General features: G+C 69.3%; 14 protein-coding genes. 5 read left to right on the top strand and 9 right to left on the bottom strand.

Annotation, left to right across the window (positions count from 1 at the left end; all coding sequences use genetic code 11):
* Together G3I71_RS38755 and G3I71_RS38750 are read left to right on the top strand one after the other, a co-directional pair.
* On the top strand, nucleotides 1–861 hold the full coding sequence (locus G3I71_RS38755) for a carbohydrate ABC transporter permease (protein ID WP_164322506.1): 861 nt from the start codon (nucleotides 1–3) through the stop codon (nucleotides 859–861).
* 9 nt (nucleotides 862–870) lie between these two features.
* The gene (locus G3I71_RS38750) at nucleotides 871–2,385 is read left to right on the top strand and encodes a glycoside hydrolase family 3 protein (RefSeq protein ID WP_164322504.1); all 1,515 of its coding nucleotides are present in this window, start codon (nucleotides 871–873) and stop codon (nucleotides 2,383–2,385) included.
* A gap of 154 nt (nucleotides 2,386–2,539) precedes the next feature.
* Here the strand turns inward: G3I71_RS38750 and nagB are convergent, their stop codons facing one another.
* Nucleotides 2,540–3,325, bottom strand: coding sequence for a glucosamine-6-phosphate deaminase (gene nagB / locus G3I71_RS38745; protein ID WP_164322502.1), 786 nt, complete (start codon nucleotides 3,323–3,325; stop codon nucleotides 2,540–2,542).
* Between the two features lie 535 nt (nucleotides 3,326–3,860).
* Here nagB and G3I71_RS38740 point away from each other — a divergent pair.
* Nucleotides 3,861–5,327 carry a sensor histidine kinase gene (locus G3I71_RS38740; protein WP_164322578.1) on the top strand — a complete coding sequence of 489 codons (1,467 nt, stop codon included), beginning with the start codon at nucleotides 3,861–3,863 and terminating at the stop codon, nucleotides 5,325–5,327.
* A gap of 194 nt (nucleotides 5,328–5,521) precedes the next feature.
* On the opposite strand, the gene G3I71_RS38735 is transcribed toward G3I71_RS38740, so the two are convergent.
* Nucleotides 5,522–5,779: a WhiB family transcriptional regulator gene (locus G3I71_RS38735; RefSeq protein WP_006380970.1), complete on the bottom strand. Its 258-nt coding sequence runs from the start codon at nucleotides 5,777–5,779 to the stop codon at nucleotides 5,522–5,524.
* A gap of 319 nt (nucleotides 5,780–6,098) precedes the next feature.
* Nucleotides 6,099–7,067 carry a diacylglycerol kinase family protein gene (locus G3I71_RS38730; protein WP_164322500.1) on the bottom strand — a complete coding sequence of 323 codons (969 nt, stop codon included), beginning with the start codon at nucleotides 7,065–7,067 and terminating at the stop codon, nucleotides 6,099–6,101.
* Between the two features lie 168 nt (nucleotides 7,068–7,235).
* Between G3I71_RS38730 and G3I71_RS38725 the strand changes: the two genes are divergently transcribed.
* Complete coding sequence (locus G3I71_RS38725) at nucleotides 7,236–7,682, top strand: hypothetical protein (protein WP_164322498.1); 447 nt, start codon at nucleotides 7,236–7,238, stop codon at nucleotides 7,680–7,682.
* A gap of 41 nt (nucleotides 7,683–7,723) precedes the next feature.
* On the opposite strand, the gene G3I71_RS38720 is transcribed toward G3I71_RS38725, so the two are convergent.
* The 3 genes from G3I71_RS38720 to G3I71_RS38710 all read right to left on the bottom strand — a co-directional run bounded on the left by G3I71_RS38720 (nucleotide 7,724) and on the right by G3I71_RS38710 (nucleotide 9,841).
* On the bottom strand, nucleotides 7,724–8,803 hold the full coding sequence (locus G3I71_RS38720) for an RNA polymerase sigma factor SigF (RefSeq protein WP_343243195.1): 1,080 nt from the start codon (nucleotides 8,801–8,803) through the stop codon (nucleotides 7,724–7,726).
* A 17-nt stretch (nucleotides 8,804–8,820) separates the two neighbouring features.
* Nucleotides 8,821–9,234, bottom strand: coding sequence for a hypothetical protein (locus G3I71_RS38715; protein ID WP_006380964.1), 414 nt, complete (start codon nucleotides 9,232–9,234; stop codon nucleotides 8,821–8,823).
* A gap of 346 nt (nucleotides 9,235–9,580) precedes the next feature.
* Nucleotides 9,581–9,841, bottom strand: coding sequence for a UBP-type zinc finger domain-containing protein (locus tag G3I71_RS38710; RefSeq protein WP_164322494.1), 261 nt, complete (start codon nucleotides 9,839–9,841; stop codon nucleotides 9,581–9,583).
* 94 nt (nucleotides 9,842–9,935) lie between these two features.
* Between G3I71_RS38710 and G3I71_RS38705 the strand changes: the two genes are divergently transcribed.
* A complete protein-coding gene (locus G3I71_RS38705; RefSeq protein WP_164322493.1) occupies nucleotides 9,936–11,531 on the top strand; it encodes a Na+/H+ antiporter in 1,596 nt (531 codons plus the stop codon).
* A 30-nt stretch (nucleotides 11,532–11,561) separates the two neighbouring features.
* On the opposite strand, the gene G3I71_RS38700 is transcribed toward G3I71_RS38705, so the two are convergent.
* From G3I71_RS38700 to G3I71_RS38690, 3 genes are all read right to left on the bottom strand, one after another.
* On the bottom strand, nucleotides 11,562–12,431 hold the full coding sequence (locus G3I71_RS38700; protein WP_343243194.1) for a pyridoxal-phosphate dependent enzyme: 870 nt from the start codon (nucleotides 12,429–12,431) through the stop codon (nucleotides 11,562–11,564).
* Nucleotides 12,432–12,621: 190 nt separating this feature from the next.
* Nucleotides 12,622–13,212 carry an N-acetylmuramoyl-L-alanine amidase gene (locus tag G3I71_RS38695; protein WP_164322492.1) on the bottom strand — a complete coding sequence of 197 codons (591 nt, stop codon included), beginning with the start codon at nucleotides 13,210–13,212 and terminating at the stop codon, nucleotides 12,622–12,624.
* 145 nt (nucleotides 13,213–13,357) lie between these two features.
* Nucleotides 13,358–13,591 (bottom strand): hypothetical protein, encoded by a 234-nt coding sequence (locus G3I71_RS38690; protein WP_164322491.1) that lies wholly within the window; start codon nucleotides 13,589–13,591, stop codon nucleotides 13,358–13,360.
* Nucleotides 13,592–13,613 lie beyond the last annotated feature (22 nt).

The raw sequence follows: 13,613 nt of genomic DNA, 5'->3' as shown, positions 1-13,613 counted from the left end.
ATGAGCGCGGCAGCCCCCGCCCTGCCCCGGAAGCCCCGGAAGCCCCGGAAGTCGAAGGCCGGCTGGAACCTGCTGGGCCTGTTCGTCTTCCTGACGGCCGGCTTCCCCGTCTACTGGATGCTGAACACGGCGTTCAAACCGGCGAAGGACGCGATCGACCCCGACCCAAACCTGCTGCCGACGGGCTTCACCCTGGCCAACTTCCGCCGCGCGCTGAACATCGCCGATTTCTGGGGCCCGGTCGGCCGCAGCCTCTTCGTGTCCCTGACGGTGGTGGTGATCGGCATCGTCGTGGGCCTGCTGGCGGCGCTCGCCATCTCGCGCTTCGCCTTCCGCGGCCGGAAGATCGTCATTGTGGGCATTCTGGCCGTGCAGATGGTCCCCCTGGTCGCGATGATCATCCCCGTGTTCCTGCTCCTCAACGACCTCGACCAGTACGACCGGCTGTCCGGCCTGATCATCACCTACCTCACCTTCATCCTTCCGTTCACGGTGTGGACCCTGCGCGGCTTCATCGTCAACATCCCGAAGGAACTGGAGGAGGCTGCGATGGTCGACGGCTGCTCCCGCACCACCGCCTTCCTCCGCGTGGTCTTCCCCCTCCTGGCCCCCGGCCTGGTCGCCACCTCGGTCTACGGCTTCATCCAGGCCTGGAACGAGTACCTGTACGCCCTGATGCTGATGAGCCAGAAGAACCAGACCGCCACCGTCTGGCTCGGCAACTTCACCACCAAGCACGGCACCGAGTACGCCCCGATGATGGCCGGCTCCACGATGATGGCCGTGCCGATCGTCGTCCTCTTCCTCCTCGTCCAGCGCAAGATGGCCGCGGGTCTGACCGCGGGCGCCGTGAAGGGATAACCCCACCCGATGACGACACTCGCCCGCCGCCCGGCTGCTTCTGGTCCTGAAAAAGATGGCCTCACCCGCGACGCGCTCACCGTCCTCCAGCCCGGCTTCACCGGCACCACGGCCCCCGACTGGCTGCTGCGCCGCCTCGCCGAGGGCCTCGCCTCCGTGGGCCTGTTCGGCCGCAACATCACCTCCCCCACCCAACTGGCCGCCCTCACCGCCCGGTTGCGCGCCGAACGCGACGACGTCCTGGTCGCGATCGACGAGGAGGGCGGCGACGTCACCCGCCTGGAGGTCCACACCGGCTCCTCCTTCCCCGGCAACCACGCCCTGGGCGCCGTCGACGACGTCCAGCTGACCCGGCAGGTGGCGTACGAGCTCGGCCACCGACTCCGGGCCTGCGGGGTCAACCTCAACTGGGCCCCGTCGGCGGACGTCAACTCCAACCCCGCCAACCCCGTCATCGGCGTCCGCTCCTTCGGCGCCGACCCGGAGCTGGTCGCCCGCCACACCGCGGCCTACGTCACCGGTCTCCAGACGGCGGGCGTCGCCGCCTGCACGAAGCACTTCCCGGGCCACGGGGACACGTCGGTCGACTCCCACCACGCCCTCCCACGCATCGACGCGAGCCGCTCGGTAGTGCTCGACCGTGAACTCGCCCCCTTCCGCGCCGCGATCGACGCCGGCACCAGGGCGGTGATGAGCGCCCACATCCTGATCCCGTCCCTGGATCCCGACCGCCCGGCCACTCTCTCCCACCCCGTCCTCACCGACCTTCTGCGCGGCGAACTCGGCTACACCGGCCTGATCGTCACCGACGGTATGGAGATGCAGGCCATCGCGGGCACCTACGGCATCGAACGCGGCAGCGTCCTCGCCATCGCCGCCGGTGCCGACGCCATCTGCGTGGGCGGCGGCCTCGCGGACGACGAGACGGTACGCCGTCTGCGCGACGCCCTGATCAACGCCGTCCGCACCGGCGAACTCCCGGAGGAACGCCTGGCGGACGCGGCGGAACGCGTCCGGACCCTGTCCCGCTGGACGGCAGCGCCACCACAGGAGCCCTCCGCCCCGAGGCTCACGGACGTCGGCCTCCTCGCCGCCCGCCGAGCCGTGGAGGCGACGTACCCGGCGGACTCCGCCCCGTTCGAACCCCTCCGCGAGCCCCCGTACGTGGCCGCCCTCACCCCCGTGGCGAACTTCGCCGTCGGCAACGAGACCCCGTGGGGCGTGGCAGCCGAGCTGGTACGTCTGCTGCCCGGCACCCGCACCGGCACCTTCACCGGCGAGGCGGCGGCCCAGACAGCCCTGACCGAGGCGGGCCCGAGCCGCATCGTCGCCGTGGTCCGGGACGAACACCGCCACCCGTGGATGTCGGCGGCCCTCGACACGCTCCTCACCGCCCGCCCCGACACGATCGTCGTCGAGATGGGCGTCCCCCAGTCCCCCCGCCGAGGCGCCGCCCACCTCGCAACCCACGGAGCGGCCAGAGTCTGCGGCCAGGCGGCGGCAGAGATCATCGCGGGGGAGTAGCCCCAACAACGACAAAAACGCCGGTCCGCCTTCAAAAAGAGGGAGGACCGGCGTGGCCTTTTTAGGGGCGCGGGGAACTGCGCGACAAGCCACAGCGGACCGGCATCCAATACGAGACAGAACCCGGCAGACGCGTAGAGCCCTTGGATCGCCCTTAGATCCCCTGCCAGTCAGGCTTATTGACAAAAGTGTGCCGAAAGTAATCCGCAAGCTTCAGCTTGGAAGCCGCCCCCTCATCAACAACCACCGTCGCATGCGTGTGCAACTGCAGCGCCGACGCAGGACACACCGCGGCAACAGGCCCCTCCACAGTCGCCGCCACGGCATCGGCCTTACCCTCACCGGTCGCCAACAGCACCAGATGCCGCGCCTCAAGAATCGTGCCGATGCCCTGCGTGATGACGTGATGCGGCACCTGGCCGATGTCACCGTCGAAGAACCGCGCGTTGTCGATCCGCGTCTGCTCGGTCAACGTCTTGATCCGGGTCCGCGAGCGCAGCGACGAGCACGGCTCGTTGAACCCGATGTGTCCGTCGGTCCCGATCCCCAGCAACTGCAGGTCGACCCCGCCGGCCTCGGCCAGCGCCCTGTCGTACGCCTCGCACGCCCCCCGCACGTCCTCGGCGGTCCCGTCGGGCCCCATGAACGCGTCCATCCCGATCCCGAGCGGCTCCAGCACCTCGCGGCGCAGCACCGAACGGTACGACTCCGGATGCTCGGCCGGCAGCCCCACGTACTCGTCGAGCTGGGCTATCCGCACCCGGGACACCTCCACGGCGCCGGAACCCACCTGGGCCGCGAGCGCCTGGTAGACGGGCAGCGGGGTCGAGCCGGTGGCCACGCCGAGCAGGGCGGTCGGCTTGTGCCGGAGCAGCTGTGCCACGGCCCCGGCGATGAGCTCGCCACCCGCCTTGGCGTCCGGAACGATGACAACTTCCACGCTGGGCCTGCCGATCTGGAGAGAACCGTGTGGTTTAGACCAATCTAACAGACCGCGTTAACGGCGGAAATTGGCCTGGCGATCCACCCCCGCACAGGAACCAACAGAGCTAGGCTTCGTGGTGGACGCTTGGACGTCCGACTAGTTCTTTCGGGCAGCCTCCGGGTGTCCGGTCTGCTCGTGAAGGCACAGCAACAAACACTCTTCAACGCATGGACACAACCTATGGTCTAGTCCACAATGCGTAGAGAGGCATACGAAGAGACATAAGACCAGAGCCTCCGTCTTCCCCGCACAGGAAGACGGATCGAGGAACCGGGGCTCTCTGCCCTGACTGCGCCGGCTCCTCATCCATCGGCCGACCGGGACCGCACACCCCACGGCCGTTGCTGCTCCGGGCTGCGGTGCCGGGAGGGCTGAGGGTCCCTCTCAGGCGCCGCGGCCCGCGGGTGTTTCCGGGCCCGTTCGAGGCCCCCGCCAGCCACGGTTTCCGGCCATGTCCGAACCGGCGGGTACGCTCGCACACGTGCCCTCCATGAACGAACTCGTACGCCAGCACACCGCCCTCAGCGACTCCGACCTGGAGTGGCTGCACCTGCTGGTGTCGGAGTGGCAACTGCTCTCCGACCTCTCCTTCGCCGACCTCGTCCTGTGGGTCCCCACGAGCGACGGCACCCGCTATGTCTCGGTCGCCCAGATGCGGCCCAACACCGGTCCGACCTCGTACCAGGACGACATGGTCGGCCACCTCGTCCCCCGTGGCCGCCGCCCCATGCTGGACGCCGCCCTGGACGAGGGCCGGATCGTGCGCGAGGGCGACCCGGAATGGCGCGAAGAGGTCCCTGTCCGCGTCGAGTCGATCCCCGTGCGCCGGGAGGGGCGCGTCCTCGGGGTCATCGCGCGCAACACCAACCTCCTCACCGTCCGGACCCCGAGCCGCCTGGAGCTGACGTATCTCCAGAGCGCCTCCGACCTGGCCCAGATGATCGCCGCCGGATCGTTTCCCTTCTCCAACCAGGTGGTCGACATGGACGCCTCGCCGCGGGTCGGCGACGGACTGATCCGGCTCGACGCCGACGGCATCGTCCAGTACGCCTCGCCCAACGCGCTGTCCGCGTACCACCGTCTCGGCCTCGCCTCCGACCTCGTCGGTCACCACCTGGGCGTGACCACCTCCGAACTCGCGCCGTCCCGGGGCCCGGTGGACGAGGCGCTCTCCAAGGTCGCCAGCGGCTGGGCGCCGCGCGAGTTCGAGATCGAGTCCGTCGACGGGGTCATCCAGTTCCGCGCCATTCCCCTCAAACCCAAGGGAACGCGCATCGGTTCACTCGTCCTGCTCCGTGACGTCACCGAACTGCGCCGCCGCGAGCGTGAGTTGATCACCAAGGACGCGACCATCCGGGAGATCCACCACCGCGTCAAGAACAACCTCCAGACGGTGGCCGCCCTTCTGCGCCTCCAGGCCCGGCGCATCGACTCGGAACGCGGGCGCGAGGCACTGGAGGAGGCCGTACGGCGGGTCGGGTCCATCGCGATCGTGCACGAGACGCTCTCCCAGAACCTGGACGAGCGCGTCGAGTTCGACGAGATCGCCGACCGTGTGCTCGCGATGGTCTCCGAGATCTCGCCGGGCACGGTCACCGGCCGGCGCACCGGGCGCTTCGGCATTCTGGACGCGGAGGTCGCGACCCCGCTCTCGATGGTGCTGACCGAGATCCTGCAGAACGCCCTGGAACACGGCTTCGGACCGGGCGACACCGGCTCGGTGGAGGTCTCGGCGGTCCGCGGCGGCACGACCAAGGAGTCCCGCCTCCTCGTCACCGTCCAGGACGACGGCGTGGGTCTCCCCGAGGGATTCGACCCGCACCGCTCCGGCAACCTGGGCCTGCAGATCGTACGAACTCTGGTGGAGGGGGAGTTGGGCGGTACGTTCGACATGGTGGCGGCGCCCGAGCGAGGCACGCAGGTGATCCTCGACATCCCGGTGCGTGCCAACAAGTAGCGCGCGCGGGGCGGATGAGCCCGAGTGCGGCGACAGGCCCGAGCACAGCGATAAGCCCCGGACCATGGGACGGTCCGGGGCTCAGATGCTTGTGTGGTGATGCGCATCGGGGGCACTGCGCGCTGCGGCTCGGGGGCGGGAGATGCGTACTCGCTGTACGCGCCGCCAAGCTCAGGCTGTTACGGGGTGGGTTGTCAGGCGGTTGCCTGGCGGGCCCGGTTGCGGGCGGCGCGACGCTTCATGGCACGGCGCTCGTCCTCGCTGAGACCACCCCAGACGCCGGAGTCCTGGCCGGACTCAAGCGCCCACTGCAGACACTGCTCCATGACGGGGCAACGGCGGCAGACGGCCTTGGCTTCCTCGATCTGCAGCAGCGCAGGACCGGTGTTGCCGATGGGGAAGAAGAGTTCCGGGTCTTCCTCGCGGCAAACGGCGTTGTGACGCCAGTCCATGGCTGCTACCTCTCCTTGGTATTACATGCACGTTGCTTGTGAATGTGAACGCTTTCACGAATCCCTCAACAAGTGAAGGGCCGATCATCAGACGGACTGATGTGGTCCTTTGGAGTGAGGAGGGGTTCTGGCTCTCTGTGGTGGCCGGTGTTGCGGGCCGTCCCGAGCGCCACGTAGAGACTCGCAAACCTCAGCGGCGGATACAACCCCTACCGGAAAGTTTTTTTTGATTCCTCGGTGTCGGCTCGGTCACAGCCGTACTTCCATGGGGTGGACCCTGGCCTAAACGTTCGAGTGGAAGGACTTTAGCCCGTTCCGCTCACACAATCACACGCAGTGCACGGCGTACGCCTGTGAACGTCACGCTCGTTCGCAGTCCCAGGTGGTCGCCGTCCATCTGGAGGGGTAGGGGGACCTTCGAATGCAAGGTGAAGTCCGTCAGGTCGTGCAGGGAGGTGGCATGCCTCCCATGGGGCCCCCGCTCGGGGGACGAAGTGAGCAACTGCGTGCCATACCGGGCAACCGCGCCCGTCGACATGCGGCTGAGACCGAGTACGTCGAGCCCGGTATCGAACGAAGCCTTAGGCGACGCGTACACCGGACGATTACCCAGATACGTCCAGGGGGACGTATTGCAGACTATGGACAGCACGAGATCGGTAACCGGGTCGGCGCCCGGTTGTTCCAGGGTGATCGTGCCGTGCCGGCGGTTCGCTTCTCCAAGGAATTGGCGCACGACCTGCCGCAGGTAAAGGGAATGTGTGGATTTACGGCCGCGTTCCCGCTGCTGTTCCACACGGCCGATCACACCGGCGTCGAACCCCAGTCCGGCGCAGAAAGTGAACCAGCGCTCCGGCACCGACTCGTCCTCGGTGCCCGGTGTGCCTCTCGCGACACCGAGGCCCACCGTGCGTTCCCGGTTCTCGCGCAGGGCGTCCAGGAGGGCGCCGGTGGCCTCCACGGCGTCGTTGGGCAGACCGAGGGCGCGGGCGAAGACGTTCGTGGAGCCGCCGGGGACCACGGCGAGACGGGGCAGCCGGTCCGGGTCGGGCCCGTTGTGCAGAAGGCCGTTCACGACCTCGTTGACCGTTCCGTCGCCACCGAGAGCGACGACCAGTTCGATGTCCTTGCTCTCCGCCGCCTGCCGGCCGAGGTCACGCGCGTGGCCCCGGTACTCGGTGGTGACCGCCTCGAGCTTCATCTCGCTCGCGAGAGCATGGGTCAGCACGTCGCGCGTACGGGCGCTTGTGGTGGTAGCCGCCGGATTGACCACGAGAAGTGCACGCATGCGAAGCAGGGTACCTACTGGGTGGTACTCGGCCCAGGGCAGGTTAGGGATCAGTAAGAAAAGCGGACGTGAGTCCGGCACTCTGGGCGCACGCCCCTGGGGTGCGGGGTGGACCGGGGGAGTGCGGGGCGGGCCGAGCGCCGTGGAGCCCGGAGCTACCCTTCAGGGGTGAGCGCTGAGCAGACCCCCGCCCCGGAAACCCTCGAACCGACGTGGCCGCGGCCCCTGCGGCTGACCGCGGCGGCCGTGCTCGCCGCCCTGGAGGGGCTCGCCCTGATGGCCGGCGGGGCCTACATCCTCGTCCTGGGGCTGACCGGCGATCCGGACGACCGGCAGCAGGCCGTCACCGGCGGCGTCACGCTCATCGTGCTCGCACTGCTGCCGCTGCTCGCCGCTCGCGGGCTGCTGGGGCGGCGGAGCTGGAGCCGGGGGCCGGCCGTCATCACGCAGATCATGGCACTGCCCGTCGCCTACAACCTGCTCCGGGCCGACAGCATGGCCGTTCCGGGCGGGATCGTGCTGGGCGTCGTGGCGGTCGCCGCGCTTGTGCTGCTGGTGAACCAGGAGACGACCCGGGCCCTCGGGATCCGGGGGCCCGGCAGCGAAACCGAATAACCCGAAGGGTTACTCGGTCACACGGTTACTCGTCGGGGGGTTCACTCCTCCACCAGCAGCTTCTCGCGCAGCTGGGCCAGCGTCCGGGCCAGCAGGCGGGAGACGTGCATCTGGGAGATGCCGACCTCCTGCGCGATCTGCGACTGCGTCATGTTGCCGAAGAAGCGCAGCAGCAGGATGCGCTTCTCGCGGGGCGGGAGATCCTCGAGGAGCGGCTTGAGCGACTCGCGGTACTCGACGCCCTCCAGGGCCTCGTCGTACGAGCCCAGTGTGTCCGCGACCGCCGGGGACTCGTCGTCCGTGTCGGGAACGTCCAGGGACAGCGTGGAGTAGGCGTTGGCCGACTCCAGGCCCTCCAGGACCTCCTCCTCCGAGATGCCCAGTTTCTCGGCGAGCTCGTGGACCGTGGGGGAACGGCCGTGCCGTTGCGAGAGCTCCGCCGTCGCCGTGGTGAGCGAGAGGCGCAGCTCCTGGAGCCTGCGCGGGACGCGGACCGCCCACCCCTTGTCACGGAAGTGCCGCTTGATCTCGCCGACGACCGTCGGGGTCGCGTACGTCGAGAACTCGACGCCACGGTCCGGGTCGAAACGGTCGACCGACTTGATCAGGCCGATCGTCGCGACCTGGGTCAGGTCGTCCAACGGCTCACCGCGGTTGCGGAAGCGGCGCGCGAGGTGCTCGACGAGCGGAAGATGCATACGGACCAGCCGGTTGCGCAGCTCCGCGTACTCGGCGCTGCCGTCCGGCAGCGCGCGCAGCTCGTAGAACAGGGCGCGCGCTCCGCTGCGGTCCGTCGCGGAGTGCTGTGTGGCCTGAGCCGGCGGCTGCGCCGTCTGTTGTGCCGTCTGCTGTGCGCCCTGCGCGTCGTCTCGTTCGTGCTCGCTCATCGTCCCGCCCGTCGACCCTCCCGGAGTCCGAGCGTCGGCTCGGACAGGGGAGAGCTCACTTGGCCCTTCCAGGGGCGCACTCTGCACGGCACCTTCCCGATCCAGCTGCCCGTCGTCCACGAAGCCGGCCTCCGGGGGGTTGTCCTCCGGATGCGGCCGGGCCTGCTCGGGGATGCCGGAGATACCGGCGATGCCAGAAATGGCGTCCGCCGTGCCTCGCTCTTCGTCACGCACCGGCCCGTCCCCGTTCCTCACGCCGGCCCGGGTCCCGCGCCGCGCTTCTTGTGGAGACTGATCGACACGGTCTTGTCCTCGGCGACGGTCGAGTCGACCTGGCCCGCGAGGGCCGACAGGACGGTCCAGGCGAAGGTGTCGCGCGCGGGGGCGTGACCGTCCGTGGTCGGGGCCGAGACCGTGACCTCCAGGGAGTCGTCGATCAGTCGGAACACACAGCTGAGTACGGAGCCGGGCACGGCCTGCTGAAGCAGGATCGCGCAGGCCTCGTCCACTGCGATGCGCAGGTCCTCGATCTCGTCGAGGGTGAAGTCCAAACGGGCCGCGAGACCGGCCGTGGCCGTACGCAGCACCGACAGGTAGGCACCCGCGGCCGGCAGCCGGACTTCCACGAAGTCCTGGGTCGCGGGCTCGCCTGCGAACTGGGACACCCTCACCTCCAAGGTGGTACAAGCTCTTTCGGGGGCCGAGGGTCGCCCCCCGGGTAACGCGATAGGTGGTTCAGCGGTGACGCTACCGCGCTCTGGACTTTCCTGTCCTCGGGACCCCAGCCCCTTGCCGTCACTCATAGTAAACCTGTGTATACGCACAGTGGCTAGGGGTCTGCGGGCCCAATTGGGAAGAGCGCGCGCCGGGTTGACGTACCCAGACGTCAGACGGTCGAACCGTCCGGATCCAGAGTCACACGAGTACGCCCTCGGTCACCAATGCCCCAGCTCACACGGGTGTGAGGGTGGGTCTCCGGCAATTCCGGCCTCCGCGCGTTCATCCGGGCCGTCATACGAGGACGTGGTCGACGAAGCACCAGCGCCAGCTCTCGCCGGGTTCGAAGGTCCGCATCACCGGGTGACCGGTCTCCTTGTGGTGTTCCGTCGCGTGGCGCATGGGCGAGGAGTCGCAGCAGCCGACGTGGCCGCATTCCAGGCACAGGCGCAACTGCACCGGGTGGGTTCCGGCCGCCAGGCACTCCGGACAGGTCTCGTTCTTCGGCTGGGGTTCCGGGAGCGGCAGCGCGTCGGCATGCGTGCACTGTTTCATGATTGCCAGGTTACGACGGCTGTGCGGCAGGCCGCGCGGAAAGCCGGAGTGCACGGATGCCAGGGTGGGTGGAAACGAGAGTGGGCCGAAACCGATGCATGTGATGCCACTGCTCCTGCTGGTCGCGGGCAGCGCCGCCATTGCCGCCGCGGGCCGCCGCACCCCTGTCCCGCCCCCGCTGCTGCTGGTCGCCGCCGGCCTGGTGTTCGCGTACGTCCCCGGGGTGCCCGACTACGCGCTCGACCCGCATGTCGTCCTGCCGCTGATGCTGCCCCCGCTGCTGTACACGGCGGCCGTCGACAGCTCGTACCTCGATCTGCGCGCGCAACTGCGGCCCGTGGCCCTGCTGTCGGTCGGGTACGTGCTCTTCGCGACCCTCGTCGTCGGCTGGGCGGCCTATCTGATCGTGCCCGGGCTGCCGCTGACCGCCGCGCTGGTGCTCGGCGCGGTCGTGGCGCCGCCGGACGCCGTCGCGGCCACGGCGATCGCGCGCCGGGTCGGGCTGCCGTCGCGGGTCACCACCATCCTCCAGGGCGAGTCCCTGGTGAACGACGCCACCGCGATCACCGCGTACCGCGTCGCTCTCGCGGCGGCCGTCGGGGAGGGCGCGACCTGGGCGGGCGGGATCGGCGAGTTCCTGCTCGCGGCGGTCGGCGGTGTCGGGATCGGGCTGATCCTGATGATGCCGATCCACTGGCTGCGCACGCACCTGAGGGAGGCGCTGCTCCAGAACACGCTGTCCCTGCTGATCCCGTTCGCGGCCTACGCGGTCGCCGAAGCCGTGCACGCCTCCGGGGTCCTCGCGGTGGTGGTCGTGGCGCTCTATCTGGGACATCGCGCGTGGGAGGTCGATTTCGCGACCCGCCTCCAGGAGGAGGCGGTCTGGAAAATGGTTGCCTTCGTTCTCGAATCGACTGTCTTCGCCCTGATCGGACTGCAACTGCCGGTCGTCCTGGAGGGACTCGGGGAGTACGAGGGTGTCGATGCCGCCTGGTACGCGATCGCCGTCTTCCTCGTGGTCGTCGTCACCCGGTTCGCCTGGGTCTACCCCGGGACGTTCGTGCCCCGGCTGCTGTCGCCGCGGATCCGGGAACGCGAACCGAACCCGACCTGGAAGGGCGCGTTCGTCATTTCCTGGGCGGGGATGCGGGGGGTCGTCTCGCTGGCCATCGCCTTCTCGATCCCGCTCACGATGGAGGGCGGCGAGGCGTTCCCGGAACGGAACCTGGTGCTCTTCCTGACCTTCACGACGGTCATCGGCACACTGGTCGTCCAGGGTCTGACACTCCCGCCCCTGATCCGGCTGCTGAAGCTGCCCGGACGTGACGCGCAGGCCGAGACGCTCGCGGAGGCCAACGCCCAGGCGCAGGCGTCCAGGGCGGCACAGGGGCACCTGGACAGCCTGCTGGAGGGCGAGAGCAACACGCTGCCGCCCCCGCTGGCCGACCGGCTGCGTTCGGTGCTGGAACGTCGGCAGAACGCCGTCTGGGAGCGCCTGGGCTCGGTCAACCCCGTGACCGGCGAGACGGTGGACGACACCTACCGGCGCCTGGCCCGCGAGATGATCAGCGTGGAACGGAAGGTGTTCGTGCGACTCCGGGACGCGCGCCACATCGACGACGAGATGCTGCGGACGCTGCTGCGCCGACTGGACCTGGAGGAGGCGGCGGCGTTCAGGGAGGCGGAGTAGGCGGGTTGGGGGGAGGCGCGCTCTGGTCGGCTACGGGAACGGGCGGCCCGTGATCACCGCCGCGACGGTGGTTCCGTTCGCGAACGCGCCTTCCTCCGCGAGGGCGACAAGTCCGTAGAGCATCTTGGCGACATAGAGACGTTCCACGGGTACGTCGTGACGGGCCTCGAAGTCGTCGGCGAAGGCGTGCAGTTCGGGGGTCGTACGGGCGTAGCCGCCGAAGTGGAAACGGTGGTCGAGGGTCCACGAGCCGCGGGGCCCGCCGAAGGTGAGGTCCTGGAGGGCCCGTGTCTCCGCGTCCAGGAAGCCCCCCTTGAGGACCGGGATGCCCAGGGCGCGCTGCTCGGGGGCGAGGCCCGCGGCGAGGCCGGCGAGGGTGCCGCCGGTGCCGCAGGCGACCGCGACGACGTCGGCATGGCCCCGCAGCTCCTCACCGAGGGCACGGCAACCGCGTACGGCGAGGGGGTTGCTGCCGCCCTCGGGTACGACGTACGCGTCCTCGGCGCCGGCCGCCCGGAGGACGGCCTTGAGGGTGTCGGGGTCTGTCTTGTGCCGGTACGTCGATCTGTCGACGAAGTGCAGGCGCATGCCGTTCGCCGTGCAGTGGGCGAGGGAGGGGTTGAGGGGCCGGTCGGCGAGTTCCTGGCCGCGGACCACGCCGACCGTGGGCAGGCCCAGGAGGCGGCCGGCGGTGGCTGTGGCACGCAGATGGTTGGAGTAGGCACCGCCGAAGGTGAGGACCGGGCGGCCGGCGGCGGCTTCCAGGTTGGGCACCAGCTTGCGCCACTTGTTGCCGATCAGGTCCGGGTGGATGAGGTCGTCGCGCTTGAGGACCAGACGGAGGGAGCGGCGGGCGAAGCGGGGGTCGGCGAGTTCCTGGAGGGGGGTGGGGAGGGGCACGGGGCCATTGTGAGCTGGTCCGGCGTTCGAGATGCGAGGCGGATCCGGTCGAGGCCTTGTTTCCCACCCGCCCACCCCAGCCCGTCCGGCGTTCGAGGACGAGGCCCGTTCAGGGCCGATGCGGGGGTCTGGGGGCGCAGCCCCCAGGTTCAGGATGGGACGGGTGGGGGCGGCGGGGGCGAGGAAACCCCTACTTCAAACGGTCCCGTACCCGTTCCCTCAGCCACTGCATGGTGAAGCCCCGGGGATCGATCTTGCCGGGCTGCCATTCGAGGTGGCCGATCACCGACCGTTCCGTCCAGCCGTGATGGCGGCACACCGCCGCGGCGACCTTCTCGATGGCGTCGAGCTGAGCCTGCGGCCAGGGATCCTCCCCGTCGCCGAGGTTCTCGCACTCGAAGCCGTAGAAATGCCGGTTGCCGTCGGTGTTGGCCTCGTTGTCCAGCGGCAGCGCCTTCTCCGCGATCACCGCACGCAGGACGTCGTCGTCGCCCAGGCCCGCGTGGTTGGCCCTGCCGTAGCCGACCAGATGGACTCGGCCGTCCTTGGTGATGACCCCGTGGCACAGGGGGCCGGGCAGCTCGGCGTAGCCCGCACGGCACAGCTCCACCGTGTATTCGCTGCCCTCGGTCACCGTGTGATGGATCATCACGCCGTGGACCGGCCCCCAGGGACCCTTGTGATTGCGGTTGTGGTGGACCCAGTCGCCCACCTCGACGACGATGACGCCTTCCTCCCTGAGCCGGTCCAGGAAGTCGGCAGCGGACATGGGTGGGGCCATGACCGTCTCCTTCGCACTGCGCGACGGTCACCGGTCGTGACCGCCTCGTATCGCAGCTTGTACCGGAATCCGACGGTCGGAGCCAGTTTTTCGCACGGCGTGCGAGCCGATCCGGTCAAAGACGCCGATATGGCGTCACTGGCCGTCACTGGTGCAGGAACGAGTCCCCGTTCACCGCGATGTGGCTCTCCAGAGCCTGCAGGGCCCGCTGCGTCGCGTCGGGGGAACCGCTGCCGCGCCGCTCCGCGTAGTACGCCGCGCCCAGTTTCTTGAGCAGGTCGCCGCCGGCCCGCTGGGCCTGTACCTCGTCGAGCTTCTGCTTGCCCTGCGTCAGGCCGCGCTGTGCCTGTTCCTTGGCGCGGTCCAGGAAGCCTGCCATCGATGTCTCCTTGTTCGTTTTG

Origin of the sequence: Streptomyces sp. SID12501, assembly GCF_010550245.1 — a bacterium.
Lineage (GTDB): Bacteria > Actinomycetota > Actinomycetes > Streptomycetales > Streptomycetaceae > Streptomyces.
The sequence above is the reverse complement of the archived record's forward strand: the minus strand, read 5'-3'. Positions and strand labels throughout refer to the sequence as shown.